Origin of the sequence: uncultured Cyclobacterium sp. (genome assembly GCF_963976465.1) — a bacterium.
GTDB lineage: Bacteria > Bacteroidota > Bacteroidia > Cytophagales > Cyclobacteriaceae > Cyclobacterium.
This window is the reverse complement of record NZ_CAXBOC010000021.1, coordinates 1-21,699: the sequence shown is the minus strand read 5'-3', so window position 1 is coordinate 21,699 and position 21,699 is coordinate 1. Positions and strand designations below refer to the sequence as shown.

The following is a 21,699-nucleotide window of genomic DNA, read 5'->3' as shown; positions in this document are numbered from 1 at the left end:
AGGAGCCACTACTGTGATATTCCAGGTTTTAATATCGATCAAAGATGGCCCGGAATCAGGATCATCCGCAATTCTCACCCTTACCTGATAAGTTCGGGCCCTGACATGACTACATACAGTTTGCCATTGGAAATTAACAATGCCGGGAGAAGATTGAAAGGTTGAGATAGGGTTATAGGTGGCTGGTGAAGAGGTGATTTCAATGGGGTCTCCAAAGACCTCAATTAATATTGGATCTCCATCAGGGTCCATGCCTTGAAAAATCTCTGTTATTTCAGTACCCGCTTCTACACATATATCATCCGGCATGATTAATTCAGGTCTTCGATTGTCCGTGTTTTCGACAATAATTTGCATGTCTCGCAGTACATAGCCGATTCGCGTCCATTCCCCTGCGACTAGGCGCCATTCTTCAATTCTAAAGGCAACATTGTATTGACCTGCAATGCCCGGAGCATCCCAAATTAAATCCCCGGTAACGGGGTCTAATTCCAATATGGGAGGAGTGGACCCATCTTGTTTAGTGAAGCTAAATTCACTTGAAGCAGGGCTTCTGTAATTGTTTACTTGGCGTTGAAATGCTTGTTTGGGAATGTCCAGCACATAGGCCAAACTATCCCCGTCAGGATCATAAGCTCCCGGATTGTGAATATAGGTTTGGTTGACGGCACCATTGTCTACAGGGGCAATGGTAAGAACCGGAGAATTATTGACACCTAAAAAGGGGTCAATATTAATCATGGTTTCAATATAAAAAGGAGTGTCTACAGATTGATCCATGTTTAAAGTATTCGCATTCCGGTTTTGTTCCATAAACCTGATGGTGTAATTCCCAGGTCCCTGATAGGTATGTGTGATAACAAAGACATTTTTTTCTATATTATTTCCCAAGTTCTCAGTAACGTCAAAATCATTTTCTGTATTCAATACCTCAGACCTGCCATCGCCAAAATCTATTTTTCCTGGACCAAAAATGACTGAAGACCGTGTGTCTGTATAACCTACAACTGTGATTTTATAGGTCAGGGTTTGAGTAGAGACTCTTTCGGCAATGATCTCTCCCGCTCTAATGTGGGTGGCATAAGAAGAGGCTGTGCTTAGCATCAAGGCCATTAAGCCCAAAAGAAAGTAACAATATTTCATATTTTGGTATATTTCAGCGGTTTGCTCTAGTCAAGTTATTTGGTTTTGTATTTTTAAAGATTATCCCTTCAAAACCACTCTATTAGATCAAAACGTTTTTATTTTTTCAATGGTTACCCTAAATTATAGCTTTATAGTGAATTTTTCACTCCCTGTGGTATTTATTATTCTTTAGTTTTCATTTGATTCACTTTTTTTTCCAAGCCTTTTTTTGTCAATATTGAGGAGGGTATGCTGTAAATAAACTTCATAGTACATTCAAAGGCGCCTGATCATTAAGGCTTTCTTTCCAGATGTATAGAAGAAACCAAACAAAAACGAATAAATAACGGTTAATATTATCGCAAATTTTTATTTACATCTGATTATTTAGAACTATTTAAAATAAGGTGATTGACAGATGATTGATTGTTTGCTATTGATTACAAATGTAAATTTGGCCTCATTACTAAGATCAAACCGTAATAACGAAAAATTATATGAGTTGGGTATCTAAAACCTTAAATAGTACGCTGGGCAAAAAATTATTGATGGCCCTAACGGGATTATTTCTTATTTTGTTTCTGGTGGTTCACCTTGCCGGTAACCTACAATTGATTTTACCGGACGAGGGAAAGTCATTTAATATCTATGCAGAAACAATGGCAACGAATCCTTTAATCAGAGTTGTTTCAATTTTAAACTTTGGTTTTATTCTTCTACATGCTGTGTATGCGGTTATTCTCACGCGACACAATAAGAAGTCAAGGCCTATTGGCTATGCCGTTTCAAAAGCTTCAGAGAATAGTACATGGAGCTCCAGAAGTATGGGGATACTGGGAACTTTGATTTTCATTTTCCTTTTGGTTCACTTGAGAGGTTTTTGGTATGAATTGAAGTTTGGTGAAGTGCCGATGGTTACCTATGATGGAGTGAGTTACAAAGACAGCTTTGCCATTGTATCAGCTGCTTACCAAAATATTCTTTACGTGATTTTTTACGTGGTAAGTATGGGTGTTTTAGCATTTCATTTATCACATGGCTTTGCAAGTGCTTTTCAAACTTTAGGAATTAATCATACAAAATACACCCCTTTTATCAAGAAGCTGGGATTGGCATTTGCCATAATAGTTCCTGCATTGTTTGCATTGATTCCCATTGTGATGTTTATTCAGGGAAGCTAAGGAGACTACAATTAAGAAATTAAAGGGAAATTAAATTTGAATATTGATGAAACTTGATTCAAAAATACCCAATGGTCCTTTGGCTGAAAAATGGACCAATCATAAGTTTAACGTTAAGTTGGTCAATCCGGCCAATAAAAGAAAATACAATATTATAGTGGTAGGTACCGGTTTGGCCGGGGCCTCAGCTGCGGCTTCTCTTGCCGAATTAGGATATAATGTGCAGGCTTTTTGCTTTCAGGACAGTCCTAGAAGAGCGCACTCCATTGCTGCGCAGGGAGGGATAAATGCTGCTAAGAATTATCAAAATGACGGTGATTCAGTGTTCCGCTTATTTTATGACACCATCAAAGGTGGTGATTACCGTTCCAGAGAAGGCAATGTATATCGTCTGGCACAGGTGTCTGTAAATATCATTGACCAGTGTGTGGCCCAAGGTGTTCCATTTGCAAGAGAATACGGTGGCTTGTTGGCCAATAGGTCCTTCGGTGGGGCTCAGGTATCCAGGACCTTTTATGCCAGGGGCCAAACAGGACAACAATTGTTGTTGGGAGCTTATTCTGCCTTGAGCCGCCAAGTAGCCAATGGCAAAGTAAAACTTTATCCACGAACAGAAATGATGGATGTGGTGACCATCGATGGTAAGGCAAAAGGAATAGTTACAAGAAACTTGATTTCAGGTGCAGTTGAATCCCATAGTGGAGATGCAGTGTTGCTTTGTACCGGTGGTTATGGTAATGTGTTTTTTCTTTCCACCAATGCCATGGGGTCTAACGTCACAGCTGCATGGAGGGCGCATAAAAAGGGTGCTTACTTCAGCAACCCTTGTTATACGCAAATTCACCCTACTTGTATACCGGTTTCAGGTGACCACCAGTCTAAACTTACCCTAATGTCCGAGTCATTAAGAAATGATGGACGTGTATGGGTTCCCAAGACGGTGGAAATGTCTGAAAAATTAAGAAAAAAAGAAATAGCGCCTAAAGACATCAAAGATGAGGATAGAGACTATTACCTTGAAGTAAAATATCCTTCCTTTGGTAACTTGGTGCCTAGGGATGTAGCCTCACGAAACGCAAAATATGTTTGTGATGACGGTCGGGGTGTCAATGAAACAGGAGAAGCAGTTTTCCTTGACTTCAGGGATGCTATTTTAAGAGATGGAGAAGATGCGGTGAGAGGAAAATATGGCAACTTGTTTGACATGTATGAGAAAATCACAGGTGAAAACCCATACAAAACACCAATGAAGATTTATCCGGCAGTCCATTATACCATGGGAGGTCTTTGGGTAGATTATAATTTGATGACAAATGTGTCCGGATTGTATGCCCTAGGAGAGGCTAATTTCTCTGATCATGGTGCCAATCGTCTCGGAGCTTCTGCCCTTATGCAAGGTTTAGCAGATGGTTACTTTGTGATCCCTTATACCATTGGTGATTACTTGGCCAAGCATCCAAATGAAAAAGTAACGGTAGATCATCCTGAATTCAAGAAATGTGAGGAGGAAGTTAAGGCCAAGATTCAGAATTTGTTAAGCATCAACGGTAGTAAAACTGTAGATCATTTCCACAAAAAATTAGGAAAGATCATGTGGAACTATTGTGGAATGGCAAGAAATGCTGCAGGTCTTTCCAAGGCAAAAGAAATGATCAAGGAACTGAAAAAAGAATTTTGGTCTGATGTAAAAGTGCTTGGTACCGGTGAGGAGCTGAACCTTTCTTTAGAAAAAGCCCATAGAGTGGCTGATTTCTTAGAGTTAGGAGAACTAATGGTAGTAGATGCCTTGCATCGAGAAGAGTCTTGTGGTGGTCATTTCAGAGAAGAGTATCAAACTCCTGAAGGAGAGGCTTTGAGAGATGATGAGAAATTTGCCTATGTAGCTGCTTGGGAGTACTCGGGTGAAGGAAAAGAAGAAATCTTGAATAAAGAAGATCTTGTTTTTGAAAATGTTAAGCTTACACAGAGAAGCTACAAATAATTGATTGAACCTATAAAATTCATCATAATATGAATCTTACATTAAAAGTGTGGAGGCAACAAAACCCATCTGATAAAGGGGGTTTTAAAGAATATAAATTAAGTGGAATTTCTGCAGATATGTCTTTCTTAGAAATGTTAGACGTTCTGAATGAAGACCTTTCAGAAAAGGGAGATGACCCTGTTCATTTTGACCATGACTGTAGGGAAGGTATCTGTGGAATGTGTTCACTGTATATCAATGGACAGCCTCATGGGCCCACTCAGACCACTACCTGTCAATTGCACATGCGCTCTTTTAAAGATGGAGATACCATCACGATAGAGCCATGGAGAGCCAATGCTTTCCCTATCATTAAAGATTTGGTTGTAGATAGAGGTTCTTTTGATAGAATCATACAGTCAGGAGGCTATGTTTCGGTAAATACCGGTGGAGTACCTGATGCCAATGAGATTCCTATTCCAAAAATTATTGCGGATGAGGCTTTTGATTCGGCTACCTGTATCGGTTGTGGAGCCTGTGTGGCAGCTTGTAAAAATGCTTCTGCCATGTTGTTTGTCTCTGCCAAAGTTTCTCAATTGGCGCTATTGCCTCAGGGAAAAGTTGAAAAGCGGGAACGTGCAGAAAAAATGGTCGCTCAGATGGACGAAGAAGGATTTGGCGCATGTACCAATACGGGTGCCTGCTCGGCCGAATGTCCTAAAGAAATTGACTTGAGTAATATAGCTAGAATGAATAGAGAGTATTTTGCTGCTTCTGTCAGTACAGATAAAAGCTAAAATTCTCTAAAATATTATATGAAAGACCGGGCTCCCGGTCTTTTTTTTTGCCTATCCATGGTTAGTTAATGATAAATGCTTGCAATTCCAGACGAAGACATTAGGAATTGTAAGTATTTATTTTATCTATGGAGGGCTATTAATCAAACAACCAAATTTAAATGTCACTTATAGATTTATCTATTTTCATTGTCTACATGATTTTAATGCTTGGTGTAGGCTTTTACTTTATGCGAAAGAATACTGGTCAGGATGACTACTATGTAGGAGGTCGGAATATTGGAAGCTGGCACATCGGGCTCTCAGTAGTTGCCACTGATGTTGGAGGGGGCTTTTCTGTGGGGTTGGGAGGCTTGGGTTTTATGATGGGTTTATCCGGTAGCTGGATGCTCTTTACAGGCCTTTTAGGGGCCTGGATGGCCGCTGTTCTGTTGATACCAAAAGTGAGATCCAATCCTGCCTTTGAGAATTTCTATACTTTGCCTCAAATTTTCCAATATTTATTTGATAAGAAGGTGGGGATAGCGGCTGCCATTATTTCTTTTGTTGGCTATCTGGGATTTACTTCCTCCCAATTGCTAGCCGGAGCGAAATTGGCTTCGGGAACCTTTCCTACCTTGGATTTAAATATGGCCCTACTTATTATGGGCATCATAGCGGTTGTATATACAGTTCTTGGTGGGTTAAAAGCGGTGATTTATACCGATACTGTTCAATGGATAGTTTTAATGGCGGGATTTATTTTTATAGGACTACCTATATCTTATTTCCATGTCGGTGGATGGGATGCCATCAGAAGTACATTGCCGGATGAATATTTTTCCCTCACCAATTTGAGCTGGCAAGACTTTGCCAATTGGGGGATTACCATTTTGCCTATTTGGTTTGTTGGGATGACTTTGTATCAAAGGATATTTGCAAGTGAAGATGAAAAGTCTGCCAAAAAAGCATGGTTTATAGCCGGATTATTTGAATGGCCTATCATGGCCTTTATGGGAGTGTCCTTAGGGCTTTTAGCCAAGGTTGCATTCGAACAAGGGTTGATTGTAGAGAGTTTGGAAACTTTAGATCCGGAGATGGGCTTACCCATTCTTTTAAGCACTGTTTTACCTCCCGGAATAATGGGGTTGATGATGTCTGCATATTTTTCAGCAGTACTTTCTACCGCAGACTCATGTCTGATGGCTGCTTCCGGAAATCTGACCACCGACATATTTGGGAAAATACTCAAAACCAAAGAGGATAAATTTGTGATGCGAATTAGCCAGTTGTTTACCCTCTTGATAGGCGTGGTAGCACTTGTTATTGCGCTACAAATGACCAATGTACTAGAGCTCATGTTGTATTCTTATGCCTTTATGGTTTCAGGCCTTTTTGTGCCAATCATTGCAGGTCTTTTTTGGAACATGCGCTCTCCAAAAGCGGCTTTGACTTCAATGATTATAGGGGGAGGAACCACGGCGGTGCTCTCTTTGTTAAAATTGACCCTGCCATTTGGTCTTGATCCTAACTTTTTTGGCGTTTTTGCATCTTTAGCAGTGTTTTTGCTTGTTTTTAGGTTCGATAAAAGATTACATAAAATTTAATTTAAATACAGAACATAAATGATTACCTTAGAAACCCTATCGGCCATAGACAATGCCACTTACTTGCAGAAAAATGAAATTGCCGACTTCTTATTTGAGCACCTAGAGCAATATGGTGATCCAAAAAATGACATTATGCGATGTCTGGATTATGCACTAGATCAGGCCGGAGATAAAGGCGGTTTTACAGTTTTAGCTAGGGAAGAGGGTAAAATAGTTGGTGCGGTGATCGTTAATAAAACCGGTATGTCGGGATATATCCCCGAAAATATTCTTGTTTATATAGCCGTAGACGCTTCACAGAGAGGAAAAGGAGTAGGTAAAAAACTGATGAAAACAGCCATTGATATGGCACATGGTGATATTGCGCTACATGTTGAACCGGATAATCCGGCAAAAATTCTCTATGAAAAACTTGGCTTTACTAACAAATACCTGGAAATGAGGTTGAAAAAATAATATGGCATATTTAAATCTATACAGGGATAAGCTCAAATCAAACTTTGAATTTCTAAAGAAAGAATTTGATGCTAATGAAGTGTCATGGGGTGTAGTGTCTAAAATTCTTTGTGGAAATAGAATGTACTTGCAGGAGCTAATAGACATGGGGGCCAGTGAAATCCACGATTCCCGAATTAGTAACCTGGCCAAAGTGAAAGAATTAAATGCTGATGTTCAGACTGTTTATATCAAGCCACCCTCAAAAAGAAATCTTGGAGATGTGGTTAGGTATGCGGATGTCAGCCTAAACAGTGAGCTTAATACCATTCGGTGGATAAGTGAGGAGGCTGTTAAGCAGAAAAAGAGCCATAAAATCATCATCATGGTAGAAACAGGGGATCTTCGGGAAGGAGTGATGGGAGACCATCTGCTGGATTTTTATGCCAAAGTTTTTGACCTTCCAAATCTTGAGATTATCGGATTGGGAACCAATTTGAACTGCTTGAATGGCGTGCTTCCTTCTGCAGATAAATTGATTCAGCTATCTCTCTACAAGCAAATTATTGAGTTGAAATTCAATAAAAAGATTCCCTGGGTGTCAGCGGGAACCTCAGTTACCATTCCACTTATGCTGCGCAAGCAATTGCCTAAAGGAGTTAATCATTTTAGGATTGGTGAAACGCTTTATTTTGGTGTAGACTTGGTGGAGGAAAAAACGATTGATGGAATGCATGGGAATGTATTCGAACTCTTGGCTGAGATTATTGAAATGCAGGAGAAGCCTTTGCTTCCCACAGGAACCCTGGCATCCAATCCTCAAGGTGAGGTTACAGAAATTGATGAATCATTATATGGAAAATCTTCCTATAGAGCCATTTTGGATTTGGGACTTTTAGATGTAGATCCCAAATACCTCATGCCCGACGATGGCGCCTTTGAGATTTTAGGAGCGAGTTCAGATATGATTATTATTAATCTTGGAGAAAATCCCAAAAAATACAAGGTTGGTGACTTGATTAAGTTTCAGCTGAAATACATGGGGGCACTCGCCATCCTAAACTCTAGCTATATAGAAAAAAGAGTAGTTTAATTGGTACAGTTTCTTAGTTGTTGCGATTCGTTATTCACCCTCAACGAATCTAATAGCTAAGAAACTTTTTTTATATATACCTGGGTGTCTTCTTTCATTTGTATCCTTGCTCTACAGGGAATAATAATTTTATAGTTTTCGTTGATTTTTTATCTGTTCCTATATATTTATTACTGATACGGCTGATTTCAATTTTTTAATTCCATTCTTAATCGCCGGATGTTTGACGATCAGAATTTACCCTTCCTTAAGTGAATAAAGTGAAACATGCGCTTTGGCATAGAATTGGTTTAAGATGATCTAAACCAATTATTATATAACTATGAAAAAACTAGGATTATTATTATCACTTTTATTAATAGGAACAGTTGCAGTTCACGGCCAGAGCAATTCTGGATTTGGTCTTAGAGGGGGAGCAAATTTGTTTACATGGGGAGGATCGGATGTAAATAGCAATGATTACAATAATCGAGTTGGTTTTCATGCAGGCTTTTATGGAAATGGTTTTGTTTCAGAAAGGTTTTCCATCGAGCCGGGTTTGTACTATTCGGTAAAAGGTACCCAAAATGATGACATGGTCAATTCCCGCGCTGTTTTAGACTATGTAGAGTTGCCGGTGTTGTTTAGGATTTATGCTACAGATGGGGTGAATTTGTTTTTTGGCCCACAGGCTTCAGTATTGGTAGGCTCAAGCTTTGAGGCAGACGCTTTAGGTAATACCTATGGATGGGACACGGATAATATCAATGATTTCGATGCAGCGGTGGTAGTAGGTGTGGGATATAACTTACCTAAAGGCTTTAATTTACAAGCAAGTTATGATTTTGGTATAAACCCTGTATTTAAAGATTCAGATGCATCTGTTTACAACAGAGGGTTTAAATTATCTGCAGGAATTAGTTTCTAAGATTACGAAATTGCTGTTATTTATTGTTATAAATCCCTAACAATACACCTGATCCCATCATTGGGTTAAATGGATTAGCGTCATTATTTCCATTTGTTTTAGGTTTTGGTATCTTAGAAAATAACCCCCCGTTAATTTATCTTCGGGGGGTTGTCTCTTACATATCCATTATTGACCGGATATCTTCGGCCTTATATTGTGGTGTTCCACCATTAAATGTAGCCACCAAAGCACCCAAAGCACAAGCGAAATCCAAGGTTTTTTCCAGAGACTCTTTGCTAAGGTATTTATAGATAAAGCCTGCTAGAAAAGCATCCCCTGAACCTACAGTATCTTTTACACTAACAGGATAACCGGGATGTTTGATGATTTCTCCGTCTTGATAGATAGCGGCCCCATTACTTCCTAAAGTGATGCAAACCAATTCAAACGAAAATAGCTCACTTAGCTTTTCTAAAGCACCATCCATTTGATTGGGTAGGTCGTAAAAATTAGCCAAAAGTGTAAGTTCATCTTCATTTATTTTGAGAATATCCGCTTTCGTTAATAGCTTATCAAGCAAGTCTGCTGTATAAAAGGGTGGGCGTAGGTTGATATCCAAAATTTTCAAAACCGGAGAATCCAGAATTTTAAATAGCGTTTGTCGGCTTTCTTCGTCCCTTGCAGCGAGAGAGCCAAAAACAACAGCATCGACAATTCTGCTTTCTCTGTCAATTTGCTGATTCCATTGTATATGGTCCCAAGCTACCGGTTTTACAATTTCATATTTAATATTCTCTTTATCCTCGTCATTGATAAGTACACTTCCTGTAGGAAATTCATTATCTATTTGGATCAAATCTTCTGACATTCCAAATTTTTCTATAAAGGATAGTAATTTACGTCCGGATTTATCATCCCCTATTTTGGAGATCATTTTTACATCCAATCCAAGATGTTGTAAGTGTAAGGCAACATTCATAGGTGCTCCTCCCGCAATGCTTTCTTTAGGAAAGACATCCCACAACATTTCGCCAAAGCAGATTATTTTTTTAACCATTTTCTTTTATAAATTCTTGTTGAATCTCTTCTAGGGATCGACCTTTTGTTTCTGGCATTTTGGTAAATACCCATAATAACTGTAGTACCATCATAAAGGCAAAGAATCCAAAAATCACTACCGGGCCAAATTGATTAGCCATGAGTGGGAAGACATTAGCGATGATTGCAGCTAGTATCCAATGCGTAAAGCATCCCATTGATTGTCCGTGGGCTCTAAGTTCGTTAGGAAAAATTTCCGAAATAAATACCCATATAACTGCTCCCTGACCAACGGCATGGGAGGCGATAAACATAAATACAAAAATGGGCAAGAAGGTATTATTAATTTGAGCACCCGAAAATGAATAGGCAATAAGGAGTAAGGATATAATATAACCGAAAGAGCCAATGTACATTAATTTTTTTCTTCCAATTCTATCAATTAAGAAAAGCCCCAACATGGTAGCGATAATGTTAGTTACACCAATACCTACAGTGGACAATAATGCGCTTTCTGCACTGATTCCTGCCATGTCAAAAATTCTTGGAGCAAAATAGATAATGGCATTGATACCGGACAACTGGTTAAATAAAGCAATGAGAATTGCCAGCATAGTGATTTTAATGTATTTTCTATTGAACAGTGCCATAAAACCTACTTGAGCTCTGTTGAGTTTTTTCTCTTCTATGGCAAGTCGCACCGCCTCTTCAACACCTTCAGGATCTGTTCTCTTTAAAATTCTTTCAGCATTTTCGAAATCATCTTTTTTGGCAATTAACCACCGAGGACTCAAAGGTACCCTAAACACCAATAAGGTGTAGATTAAGGCCGGTATAGCTTCCATGCCCAACATCCACCGCCAGCTATTGGTTTCAATATTTAAATCAATTAAGTAATTAGATAAATAGGCCATCAAAATTCCGAAAACAAGATTAAACTGGTACAAAGCTACCAATTGTCCTCTGTTTTTAGCTGGAGATATTTCACTAATGTACATTGGGGCCACAACTGATGAGGCCCCAACTCCTAATCCTCCAATAAATCTGAAGAACATAAATGAATATATTTCAGGTGCGATGGCTGAACCTAATGCCGAAACAAAAAAGAGTACTCCGATCCAGATCAGCGATGTTTTTCTTCCATATTTGTCGGCTGGTATTCCTCCAAATAAAGCACCTATAACAGTACCGTACAGTGCAATAGCTATGGCTAATCCATGACTCCAGTCACTCAATGACCATAATTCTTGAATCTGTCTTTCTGCACCGGAAATTACAGCAGTATCAAAACCAAATAAAAACCCTCCCAAGGCTGCTACTAGGGAGAGAAACAAAACATAACTATTAATTTTCATAGGTTATCGGGGTGTGAAGATTTTTTAAATCTAGAAAGATATGGGCTTTTTAAAAAATATATTTGATTTTAAGTTTAGCAAGTAGGGATTAATATACCATAATTGATTTATTAGGCATCAAAAAAAAGAGACAAGTAAGGTGAGGTTTACTTAAGAACCATGTTTTAATTATGGGGAAAGCTAGTTTTTGATCTCCGTTTTACAGGGAATCCGATGTCAAAAGGACCTCAGTTAATACCTCCGCCCAATATGTATTCTATAATAAAACTGAAATTGCATCAGCATATCTGCACTGACCCGTTTTTGCTGAAGATCATTTCCATCAAGTTCACTAAAAGGGCTGTAAATAAAGGTAGCTTCTAGGCCAATGTCAGCATCAGATTGGAGGTCTTTGAAAGCCCCAATCCTAAATGGAATGTAGATTCCTGAATCAGATGCCTTATAACTTTCAGTACGTCTCTGAGCGCCATTAAGAATGAGCCTTTCATCTGTCCGACTAGAATAGATGTACCCTAAGCCTAGACCACTGTACACTTTAATTAAAGAAGGGATGTAACCGCTTAAATTCGGGTTAAAATGATATATAGGCATTATATCTCCAAAAAAAAACACTGCCGGAAAAAGCATGCGGTTGATTGTCTGCTGCGATAATATCTATTTGTTCTTGATTATAATGGTCGCCACTGTTTACCAATTGCCAACCTATGGTACCTTTAACATCAAAATAAGCATTGATCTTTTTTTGGTAATCAAGAGAAAGGGCAGGTAGAACCTTAAATTTAAACTTACTGTGAACCCCCGTATTGTCCCCATACATAAAAGATGGTCCAACCCCAATCCCAACCCTATCGGTACGGTTATCCTGGGCAAATATTGAGTTTACGGACAATAAAAAGATGCAAATTAAAAATGATACTAAACTTTTCATAAAATCGAACTTTTTCAATATACTCCCGACAAGTTACTAATAACTTCTAAATATATAAAGCAAAATGTATTTCGCATTAGGTAAAAACATTTTGATTTTTAATTTTCAAGTCATTTATTAATTACGATAATTTACTCGAAATAGATCGATAAGCTTATTAAAATAGGTGTTTAAAGTAATTTATTTTTCCTTAAGTATATAGAAAGTGGGGTTGCAAGAATGAAATCCTCTTAGGGGAAATTTACTAGTATAACCTGATGGCCAGCTAAATAAAAAAAAATCAGGGGAATGAGCTTGTAAAGAAAAAAAAACCGAGGTAAGGCTAAAGCCTCCTCGGTTTGTGCTTTTTTATGACATAATAGGTGATTTTTATCAGGGGTCCATTAAGCCATAAAGGTTTAATGTTATTATTAAGATTGGTTTTCTTCTACTTTCTCACTGCTTTCTTCCACTTCCGAAAGTGGCTTTAAATTATCAGGGATAGCAGGATTTAGTTCCTCGTCATCTTTTTCATAGGGAAAAATCTCTACAATGGGACTTTCTGAAATATCAGGGACATTGAAACTTACAAGCATATTGTTTAGGCTTTCATAAATACGATCGTAGGCCTCTTTGACATTATGTGCAGTGACCAGCATGTACTGCGTCACTTTTTTCTCCTTGCCGCTGTCTGCGTCAGTCACTATATAAGTAATCTTACATTTGTGCCATACGTCCACATCATCAAAGAAAAATACATCAACAATATTACTTTTGCTGATACTTGTTACCTGGAAATCCCCTCTGATGACACTGCCAAGCATATCGTATATTCTAGCCTCAGCTTCTGTAAATGAAACCGCATCCACCAAATATTGTTCTGAGACATTCTTGAGAAGTCCCTCTTCATTTTCTTTGGCATACTTTACCTTACACAAAAACCATGTTCTCATATCTGTATTTCTTCTTTACGATGAAGTTACGAAGGTAATCTGAAATCCTAAAAACAAAAAAACCTTTGCAAAAAATCCGAGAAATTACTGGAATTAATAGTCATGTCTTTTTATAATTCCCTTAAAGGGGCCATTATATAAGACCAACTATTTATGCCTTGGTTTATCTAATCTTTTCTTTGCGATTTATTCAAATTTGTCACCAACAAAAGATACTTTTTCTAAAATTAAGCCGTTGGCAGGAGCTTTGGCACTAATAGGAGTTTTTGCCGAACTGATAAGCGCCTCCTCAATATCGTTCAGTTTTATTTCACCTTTTCCTAAAGAGACAAGGCATGCAGCCATCCTTCTTACCTGATGCATTAGAAATCCGCTGCCTTTAACCCTAAAAACTTTACTATTTTCCTTTGGAAGGAAAGCATAATCCTCCGGTGGGCCATCAATTTGGGAGTAGGTAATTTTTCTTATAAAATCATGCGTATTTTTTCCTTGGCTGCAGAACCTCCTGAAATCATGTGTCCCCTTAAATAGCGCTGCACCTTCATTCATAATATTTAAATCCAATGATTTGCCGGCATAAGCCACTGAACCGGCAAACATAGGATGTGGTTTTGGACCAAAAGTAAAATAGTAGCCATATGTTTTGTTGCTCACATCTTGAATTACATTGAAGTCATATTTGCTTTCGAACCCTTCTATAATTCTAATGTCTGCCGGCAAGATATCGTTTAATGGGTCTACCAAGCTATTTGGATCTACTGTATTTGGTAAAAACAATTCAAAAGCCCCATTTAAACAAGAAACCCCTGCGTCTGTCCGGCTTGATCCTAATATTTTAAAGTTTTCATGTTGCAGTACATAACGGAAAGTTTTTTCTAAGGTGCCCTGAATTGTCTTAACTCCTTTTTGGACCTGCCATCCATGATAACGGAGGCCTAAATATTGAATCCTGAATAAGTATTTAAAAGGCTTGGTCTGCATGCTGCAAAGCTATAAATTGAAGGAGTAAATGCCAAAATGGTTTCGAAAGGATTTTTTTACATAGTACCCTCGATGGGTTGAGGAGAGGGTTTGTGTTTTTATATCACTAAATTGAAATTGTTTTAGTTTTTGGGAAAATACACATTCCCATTCGGTGAGAGAAGGATCAAAAAAAATAATAGGTTAAGAATGAATTCCAAAGTTATTAAGATTATAGGTGCTGTTTGTTATCTGTTGTTGAACGTTCAGGAAGTTTATCCCTTCCAAAACAAAGATGAACGGCCCAATATATTATTTATATTAACCGATGACCAAGCTCCTTGGGCTTTTGGCGCCTCAGGAGATCCTAATGCCTACACTCCCAATATTGATAAATTGGCAGCAGAAGGAGTGACTTTTTTAAATGCTTTTACGACCACACCTGTTTGTAGTCCCTCGCGGACAAGTATCATGACAGGTCGCTATGCAAGCGAATACAATATTTTGGATTTTATCGTAAGCCCTAATCATAGCAAGCTAAAATATGATCCTAATGTAAATGCTGGTTTGGATCCTAGCAGCATAACTTTTGCAGAAAAGTTACAAAAATCCGGATATCACACCGGCTTGATAGGGAAGTGGCACCTGGGAGATTGGTCTTCGGAAGAAGGAGAAAAGTTTCACCCTAAGAATCATGGGTTTGATTTTTTTATGGGACTTACGGGTGGTGGTGCCAGTCCTGTAGACCCTGAACTTGAGATTGAGGGTAAATTGAAGACCGTTCAGGGACTGACCACTGATATTTTGGCAGATCATGCCATTTCATTTATAAAGAATAAATCAGAGAATCCTTTTCTTTTATGCTACAATACTAGAGCACCTCACAGTCAATGGTTGCCGGTGGCTGAGGATGATTGGGTACCTTTTGAAAATTTAGACCCTGTGCTTCCTAATCCAAACTACCCTGATTTAAACATTGAAAAAGCCAAAAGGCGCATGAAGGAATACCTGGCTAGTACTGCGGGGATGGATAGAAATGTGGGTAGGCTGATCGCCGCTTTGGAAGAAAAAGGAATCATGGACAATACCATTGTGATTTTTATGTCTGACCATGGTTACAATATGGGACACAATGGTATAGAGCATAAAGGGAACGGGAAGTGGATTACCAAAACCATTCCAAAGAAAACCGAGAACATTAACGAAGGCTATCGACCCAATCTTTTCGATAATTCTTTAAAAATACCTGCCATTGTGTATTGGAAAGGGGTAGCTAAAGCCGGGAGAAAAGTTGATCAGACCATTTCTGTCTTGGATATTTATCCAACATTACTTGAGATGGCAGGAGTGGAGCTCCCATCTTCTTCAGAACATCTACTCAGGGGTCGAAGTTTGCTGCCTTTGATTAAAGGAGAAGAAGTAGTTGACTGGGACAATGATTTTTATGCAGAATACAGCATGGTAAACTATGCAACTTCTTTTCTGAGGAGTTATCGAACCCCAGAGTGGAAATTGGTGAGGGATTTTATGGACCCTAGCCGGGATGAATTGTTTCATATTGCCCTAGATCCTGAAGAAAATATTAATCTTATCCATGATAATAGAGAAGCGGTGAAAGAGATAGTTGCTGTTTTACATCAAAAAATATTGGATAAAATGAGAGAAATAAACGATCCTTTATTGAAAGAAGTAACGGTAAATAGGGGGTATTTTAGGTGAGGTGAGGTGAGGTGATGGGGGATTTGGGGATTTTGTGATGTGGTGATAGGGTGATGGAGTGATTTGGTGATGGGGTGATGTAGTTCTCGCTTGATCATTCGATTGCTCTCACACGTCCATTCCATTACTGTTTTATCCTTTTAACTTTTTTCTGTAGGAGGCCATCACTTTGAGGATTTCTTCGGCTTCTTTATAGCTTTCTGTCATTTTTTCTTTAGAAATAAATCCTGCTTCTGTGATCATCTCTATCCAGAATAAGGTTTCATCGGCTTCTTCAACCACTATGCAAAGTTTAGCGAAGCGTTCTCTCTCAGACCTTGCCCTGCAGACAGCTCTAAAGTTGGCGGCAGTGGCGGTTACTGATCTAATCAATTGCTTTCTTATTACCCCTAAGGCATCGCTGTGCTTAAGTTCACCCAATAAAGTTATTATCTGTAAAGCCAAGATTTTGGTTCGGTCCCTGAATATTTCATTGAAATCTTCCTGTTTCATGGTAAATTTGATGTGGTGATGTGGTGATGTGGTGATCAAGTGATGTGGTGAGATTTATTCTCGTTACCCTATCACCGATCACTTTATCACCCAATCACAGATCACCACATACCTTCTCCTTCTTAAGGCCTAATAATCGTCCCATCAAACTTCCTGACTGTCCATCTTGAATTGGTATGCATGGGGTATTTGGCAGCAAGTTTTTCATTGATGTCCACACCGAGACCGGGCACTTCGTTTACCCACATATAGCCATCTTTCATGGTTGGGGATCCCGGGAATATTTCTCTGGATAAATCAGATATTCTGGCGGCTTCCTGTATTCCAAAATTCCAAATGGCCAAATCAATATGTGCATTGGCTGCATGACCGACAGGAGAAACATCCCCCGGTCCATGCCAAGCTGTTTTGATGCCATAAAACTCACCCAATCTAGCCACTTTCATGGCTGGTGTAATACCGCCAATCTGCGAAATATGAATTCGAATATAGTCAAACAATCTGTTGGTCATGGGCTCCTTAAACTCGTTGATATTGTTGAAAAGTTCACCCATGGCTAAAGGAACGGTAGTGGCATTTCTTAATTGTTTGAACCATTCCATCTGCTCCGGAGAGAATGGATCTTCAATAAAAAACGGATGGTAGGGCTCCACACTTTTCACTACATTGATGGCATCAATCGGATCTAGCCTCTCGTGAATGTCATGCAACAACTCTACTTCCTCTCCACATTGCCTTCTTACGGTTTCAAATAACTTAGGAACATCTTTCCTGTATTTTCCCTGATCCATGTATTGATCGGTATCCCTAGCAAATCCTTGCTTTTTAAAGTCTGGTTCACCGGATATGCCTGCACCTCCATAACCTCCTTGCTGGATCCTTACATAGCGATATCCTTCTTCCATATAAGAGGAAACCTGGTTGGCTGCTTCTTCGGGGGTGTTGCCACTGGCATGGGTGTAACATGGAATGGCAAACCTGCATTTTCCTCCCAGTAATTGGTAAACGGGCATATTGGCCCGCTTGCCCTTTATGTCCCACAAAGCCTGGTCAAGTCCGCTGATGGCGTTGTTAAGTACCGGGCCATTGCGCCAGTAGGAGCTTACAAAGGCAGCCTGCCACATGTCCTCTATATTGTCAACATCCTTTCCTACACAAAAATCCTTGAGGTATTTCTCAATGGCAGTGATCACTGCAAATGCCCTCTGCGTAAATGTGGCACAGCCCAAGCCATAAAGACCGGGCTCTGAGGTTTCTACTTTGATGACAATTAAATTAGACCCGCTGGGGGCAAGACCAATGGCCTTTACATTGGTAATCTTTAATGGAGGTAAACCATTTAGGTAAGCAGGTTTTTCTTTTTCAGTGGCAGCCTTGGCCTTTGGGTACATGCCTAACATTCCGGCCATGGTGCCCAGTCCCAACCCTTTCAGTAAATTCCTTCTGGTATTGTTTTCCTTTTCTTTCATTTTTTATTGATGGTCTGATTTGAGTTTGTCTTATTTTTATGGATATTGATAGATTACCAGTCCACTACTGATCCGTCTCTAGGATCATAGGATTGAGGGTTGGTCCAGTCATGGCCTATTTTGTCTGCCAAAGCGTCTTCATCTAGTTCTATTCCTAAGCCGGGACCTTTGGGTATAAGCACTGTCCCATCAGATTCCAGTTTGAATGGAGTTTTTAAATAACCTTCACCTAAAGTAACTTGCTCTTGCACAAGGAAATTGGGGACACTCGCAGCCAAATGCAACCCGCAAGCTAAGGAGATGGGACCCATAGGATTGTGGGGTGCGATGGCGGCATAATAAGCTTCTGCCATTCCGGCAATTAACCTGCCTTCGGTAAGTCCTCCGGCATGGCAGAGATCCGGCTGAACGATGGCAGCAGCTCCTTTTTCTAAAATTTCCCGAAAACCCCACTTTGTGAATATCCTTTCCCCTGTGGCGATAGGGAGATGGGTCCCTCTGGCAATTTCTGCCATCACATCCACATTTTGTGCTTGGCAGGGCTCTTCTACAAACATGGGCTGATATTGTTCCAAATCTTTGATGAGCACCTTGGCAGTCTGTGGGGAAATGGAGCCATGAAAATCTATCCCTATGTCCATCTCAGGTCCTCCCGCTTCCCTAAGTGAAGCGAAATTATCAGCAGCATATTGAATAAATGCAGGGTTCTCTACAATCCTTGCAGGCTGTTTTTTAGCAACCCCTGTTTTGATGACGGTATAGCCTTCCTGTTTTCTCTTTTTCATGTCTTCAGCGTTGGAGGCCCTACCGTAAATCCTTACCCGATCTCGCGTAGGGCCTCCAAAAAGTTCATAAACAGGTACGCCCAGGAGTTTTCCTTTGATGTCCCATAATGCATGGTCTATGCCGCTAAGTGCTGAGGTTAAAATTGGGCCTCCTCTGTAAAAAGCATGGCGGTAAATTGCCTGCCAATGATGCACCACACGCCTTGGGTCCTTGCCAATCAGGTAAGGTTCCAGCTCCTTGATGGCGGTTTGGATGGTGAGGGCACGGCCTTCTAAAAGTGGTTCACCTAACCCTACTACTCCGGCATCAGTGTGAATTTTGAGGAAAATCCAGCGTGGTTTTACTAAAAATGTTTCCAGTTTGGTGATTCTTACCTCTCCTTCTTTAAAGGAGGTTGGACTTGGTTTTTCTGCGTAAGAAGAAAGTGGGAGAAGAAGGCCTGTTCCTGCCAGCCCTAATACAGACTGTATGGCATTTCTCCTGCTCACTTGAGCTCCGGCAGGTTTTCGTGTCACCTTTTTTTTAGTTTTTTTCATCGATTATTGGGTTGTTGTTTGCGTTTTTATGACTTAGATTAATTGTTTTATCCAAAGGTTGCTTAAAGTCGTAGGTATCAAAAAAAGAACAGCATGTTTAATTTTTGTGTTTTGTGGTTAACCTGAATACCTAATTAATCTTCTTTTTTTGACGTTTTTTAAAGTGAAAAAGAAAGTTAAAATTTAGTGTACAATTTAAACTATTAAAAACCTTCTATGGAATAAATTTAATTTTCAGAAAAATTAGTTAGGCGCACCTGACTTTTATTGGCAAGTACGCCTAAATGCTTAAGGTTGGTCCCACCAAACTCTTCTGTCTAAGTTGTTGGGGCCTTGTCTGCTGATGGCTTCCTGTAAATTAGATCGGTTGACGACCGTTTCTGAATCAGGGTAAGGCATGCTTCGGATAAAATCTCCAGTGATTTCAGAACCTGCATAGGGATTGGGCTCCAAGGTAGGGTAGCCACTTCTCCTGAAATTCGCGAATAATTCAGAGCCATCGAGAAAAGAAGCTATCCAATACTCTGTGTTGATTTGCTCCAGTGCCATTTCAGTTACCAGAGGATGGTTGGAAATATAACTGTTGATGGCGGATTCTGAAATTGAAGCAGCTGCATCGTACATGGCCATTTGCTCCATATTGGCCCTAATCCCGGCTTCATAATAACTTGCAGCATCACCTTGCACCCACCCTCGGATGGCAGCCTCAGCCAATAGCAATTGGTTTTGGGCATAGGTGAGAAAAAACTGGGGGGAGTCCACTTTCAACACCGTATAAATATTTGCTTGGGAGAAATCCCAAAGACTCACCACTCCGTTTTCATCCAATACGCTATTGATGGAAACGTCATCATGTCCCATGGGCATGCCTATCTGTAAGTCGGGGTCACGGGTGATCCGATCATTCCAACCTGGGATCTTCATTATTTTTGAGGTGGTCTACAAAGGGTTCGGTAAGGTAATAGTTGGCTTTTTCCCTTGCACCAAGATGAACACCTATATAATTATTGAAGACGGATGTGTTGCGCAGGATGGCATTCTCCCCATTGGAGGAGATTAAGCCTCCGGCCACGGCCTTTGAAACGTAAGTTTGTGCCGTGGAGGGGTCAACTTTGGTCAAGCGCATGGCTGCGCGTAACATCAGCGAATAGCCGAATTTTTTCCATTTCAATGGGTCTCCTCCATAGAGAATTTCACTAGAGGAAGAGGGGTTGTTGGGATCTAATCCGGCTGTAGCTTCTTCCAGTTCCTTTAGGATGTCCATATAGATGGTTTCTTGGCTATCGTATTTTGGTGTCACAATCTGTTCGATGAATCCTTTGGCCCCTTCAAAGTAGGGGATGTCGCCATAAGAGTCTGTCAAAACCATATAGGCATAGGCTTTCCATATTCTGGCAGAATGGTAAAGGTTGGTGTCTTCAGAGGCCTCCTTACTTTTCTCTACTGCATCCACCGTGTTTTTTAGTACGTTGCGGTAGGTGTTTTGCCAGATATGTTGGGAGCGGGCCAGGTTCAGTTGGTTGTAATTGGCTCCGGCTAGGGAGCTACCAAAGGGGGTGATGATTTGTTGAACAATCCCGAAATTGTAGGAAAGGTCCTGCAAAGAACTTACACCATCTCTATAGCGCATGTCTAAGATCCCCTGATTCAATAGAAAAACTGGGTTTAAAGAAGTAGGATCTACCAGATTGGTGTTGATTTCATCAAATTTCTCATCACAACTGAAAAATCCTACAGCCATTATCAGGCTCAAAATATATTTTGTTAGCTTTTTCATGGTTTTAAAATTTTACGTTTAGATTAAATCCTAAACTTCTGGTTGGTGGCAATGCAGGCCAAAAATCCATGCCATTGGCATTGTCTGAGGTGACCGATACATTTTCTGGATCCATGTTTTGGGTCCATTTCTTAAGGATCAATACATTGTTGGCTACCCCGCTTAGGCGCAGCTGCTTGATAAACAGGTTTTCTGGCAAGTGTTTGCTAAAGTCATAGCTCAAGGATACCTGTCGAAGCTTCCAAAACCCGGCATTGCTTACCCAGTCTTCGTTAATGCCCAGCACATTGGTGGTTTCGTAGAAGGGTTGAATCAAAGATTGGGTGGTGTTGATCTCTCCATTAGGATTGACACCATCACCTACTACATAGCCTTGATCCCTGCCATTGAGGGTGTTTTTGTGAAGGCCATGGCGCAGGTAATTTTGATTTCTCCCGGCGATCATTTTGTGGCCCAATTTAAAATCAATAAGCGTGTACAGGCTTAATCCTTTATAGGTGAAAGTATTGGAAATACCTCCGTAGTATTTGGGAAGTACAGAACCCATGTTTTGCGGTTCGTCATTTCTAAGGGGGCGGCCACTGTTTTCGTCAAAAACCATTCTTCCCTGATCATCCCGAAGATAGGTAAAGGTG

19 protein-coding genes and 2 pseudogenes are annotated in these 21,699 nt (G+C 39.9%); 8 read left to right on the top strand and 13 right to left on the bottom strand.

What is annotated here, in order from left to right; all coding sequences use genetic code 11:
- Window positions 1–1,143, bottom strand: a pseudogene (locus tag AAC037_RS02425) (gliding motility-associated C-terminal domain-containing protein); the annotation flags it as partial.
- Window positions 1,144–1,622: 479 nt separating this feature from the next.
- Here AAC037_RS02425 and AAC037_RS02420 point away from each other — a divergent pair.
- The 7 genes from AAC037_RS02420 (at window position 1,623) to AAC037_RS02390 (ending at window position 9,090) form a co-directional block, all read left to right on the top strand.
- Window positions 1,623–2,306 (top strand): succinate dehydrogenase cytochrome b subunit, encoded by a 684-nt coding sequence (locus tag AAC037_RS02420; protein WP_339901368.1) that lies wholly within the window; start codon window positions 1,623–1,625, stop codon window positions 2,304–2,306.
- Window positions 2,307–2,352: 46 nt separating this feature from the next.
- Window positions 2,353–4,287: a fumarate reductase/succinate dehydrogenase flavoprotein subunit gene (locus AAC037_RS02415; protein WP_339901367.1), complete on the top strand. Its 1,935-nt coding sequence runs from the start codon at window positions 2,353–2,355 to the stop codon at window positions 4,285–4,287.
- Between the two features lie 29 nt (window positions 4,288–4,316).
- On the top strand, window positions 4,317–5,066 hold the full coding sequence (locus tag AAC037_RS02410; protein WP_339901366.1) for a succinate dehydrogenase/fumarate reductase iron-sulfur subunit: 750 nt from the start codon (window positions 4,317–4,319) through the stop codon (window positions 5,064–5,066).
- A gap of 161 nt (window positions 5,067–5,227) precedes the next feature.
- Window positions 5,228–6,652, top strand: coding sequence for a sodium:solute symporter family protein (locus tag AAC037_RS02405; RefSeq protein WP_339901364.1), 1,425 nt, complete (start codon window positions 5,228–5,230; stop codon window positions 6,650–6,652).
- An 18-nt stretch (window positions 6,653–6,670) separates the two neighbouring features.
- Entirely contained in the window at window positions 6,671–7,111 is a 441-nt protein-coding gene (locus AAC037_RS02400) for a GNAT family N-acetyltransferase (protein WP_339901362.1), read from the top strand.
- A 1-nt stretch (window position 7,112) separates the two neighbouring features.
- The gene (locus AAC037_RS02395) at window positions 7,113–8,183 is read left to right on the top strand and encodes an alanine/ornithine racemase family PLP-dependent enzyme (RefSeq protein ID WP_339901360.1); all 1,071 of its coding nucleotides are present in this window, start codon (window positions 7,113–7,115) and stop codon (window positions 8,181–8,183) included.
- A 322-nt stretch (window positions 8,184–8,505) separates the two neighbouring features.
- Window positions 8,506–9,090: a porin family protein gene (locus tag AAC037_RS02390; protein ID WP_339901358.1), complete on the top strand. Its 585-nt coding sequence runs from the start codon at window positions 8,506–8,508 to the stop codon at window positions 9,088–9,090.
- Window positions 9,091–9,247: 157 nt separating this feature from the next.
- Here the strand turns inward: AAC037_RS02390 and AAC037_RS02385 are convergent, their stop codons facing one another.
- The 6 genes from AAC037_RS02385 to truA form a co-directional block, all read right to left on the bottom strand.
- Window positions 9,248–10,129 (bottom strand): carbohydrate kinase, encoded by an 882-nt coding sequence (locus AAC037_RS02385; protein WP_339901356.1) that lies wholly within the window; start codon window positions 10,127–10,129, stop codon window positions 9,248–9,250.
- Window positions 10,122–11,465, bottom strand: coding sequence for a sugar porter family MFS transporter (locus tag AAC037_RS02380; RefSeq protein WP_339901354.1), 1,344 nt, complete (start codon window positions 11,463–11,465; stop codon window positions 10,122–10,124). The genes AAC037_RS02385 and AAC037_RS02380 overlap by 8 nt, the downstream gene beginning before the upstream one ends.
- Before the next feature lie 231 nt (window positions 11,466–11,696).
- Window positions 11,697–12,056 carry a hypothetical protein gene (locus AAC037_RS02375; RefSeq protein WP_339901352.1) on the bottom strand — a complete coding sequence of 120 codons (360 nt, stop codon included), beginning with the start codon at window positions 12,054–12,056 and terminating at the stop codon, window positions 11,697–11,699.
- Entirely contained in the window at window positions 12,037–12,393 is a 357-nt protein-coding gene (locus tag AAC037_RS02370) for a hypothetical protein (RefSeq protein WP_339901350.1), read from the bottom strand. The genes AAC037_RS02375 and AAC037_RS02370 overlap by 20 nt, the downstream gene beginning before the upstream one ends.
- Window positions 12,394–12,803: 410 nt before the next feature.
- Window positions 12,804–13,325: a DUF4494 domain-containing protein gene (locus AAC037_RS02365; RefSeq protein ID WP_339901349.1), complete on the bottom strand. Its 522-nt coding sequence runs from the start codon at window positions 13,323–13,325 to the stop codon at window positions 12,804–12,806.
- Window positions 13,326–13,511: 186 nt separating this feature from the next.
- Window positions 13,512–14,306 (bottom strand): tRNA pseudouridine(38-40) synthase TruA, encoded by a 795-nt coding sequence (gene truA, locus AAC037_RS02360; protein WP_339901347.1) that lies wholly within the window; start codon window positions 14,304–14,306, stop codon window positions 13,512–13,514.
- A 189-nt stretch (window positions 14,307–14,495) separates the two neighbouring features.
- Here truA and AAC037_RS02355 point away from each other — a divergent pair, with 189 nt between their 5' ends.
- Window positions 14,496–16,004 (top strand): sulfatase-like hydrolase/transferase, encoded by a 1,509-nt coding sequence (locus AAC037_RS02355; protein ID WP_339901345.1) that lies wholly within the window; start codon window positions 14,496–14,498, stop codon window positions 16,002–16,004.
- Between the two features lie 132 nt (window positions 16,005–16,136).
- On the opposite strand, the gene AAC037_RS02350 is transcribed toward AAC037_RS02355, so the two are convergent.
- The 6 genes and pseudogenes from AAC037_RS02350 to AAC037_RS02325 all read right to left on the bottom strand — a co-directional run.
- On the bottom strand, window positions 16,137–16,496 hold the full coding sequence (locus tag AAC037_RS02350; RefSeq protein WP_339901343.1) for a four helix bundle protein: 360 nt from the start codon (window positions 16,494–16,496) through the stop codon (window positions 16,137–16,139).
- A gap of 122 nt (window positions 16,497–16,618) precedes the next feature.
- The gene (locus AAC037_RS02345; protein ID WP_339901341.1) at window positions 16,619–17,965 is read right to left on the bottom strand and encodes an enolase C-terminal domain-like protein; all 1,347 of its coding nucleotides are present in this window, start codon (window positions 17,963–17,965) and stop codon (window positions 16,619–16,621) included.
- Between the two features lie 53 nt (window positions 17,966–18,018).
- The gene (dgoD, locus tag AAC037_RS02340; RefSeq protein ID WP_339901340.1) at window positions 18,019–19,287 is read right to left on the bottom strand and encodes a galactonate dehydratase; all 1,269 of its coding nucleotides are present in this window, start codon (window positions 19,285–19,287) and stop codon (window positions 18,019–18,021) included.
- Window positions 19,288–19,575: 288 nt separating this feature from the next.
- Window positions 19,576–20,211, bottom strand: coding sequence for a SusD/RagB family nutrient-binding outer membrane lipoprotein (locus tag AAC037_RS02335; protein WP_339901339.1), 636 nt, complete (start codon window positions 20,209–20,211; stop codon window positions 19,576–19,578).
- Window positions 20,189–21,064, bottom strand: a complete 876-nt coding sequence (locus tag AAC037_RS02330; RefSeq protein WP_339901338.1) for a SusD/RagB family nutrient-binding outer membrane lipoprotein — start codon at window positions 21,062–21,064, stop codon at window positions 20,189–20,191. Before AAC037_RS02330 ends, AAC037_RS02335 begins: the two co-directional genes overlap by 23 nt.
- Window positions 21,065–21,068: 4 nt before the next feature.
- A pseudogene (locus tag AAC037_RS02325) lies at window positions 21,069–21,699 on the bottom strand (SusC/RagA family TonB-linked outer membrane protein); the annotation flags it as partial.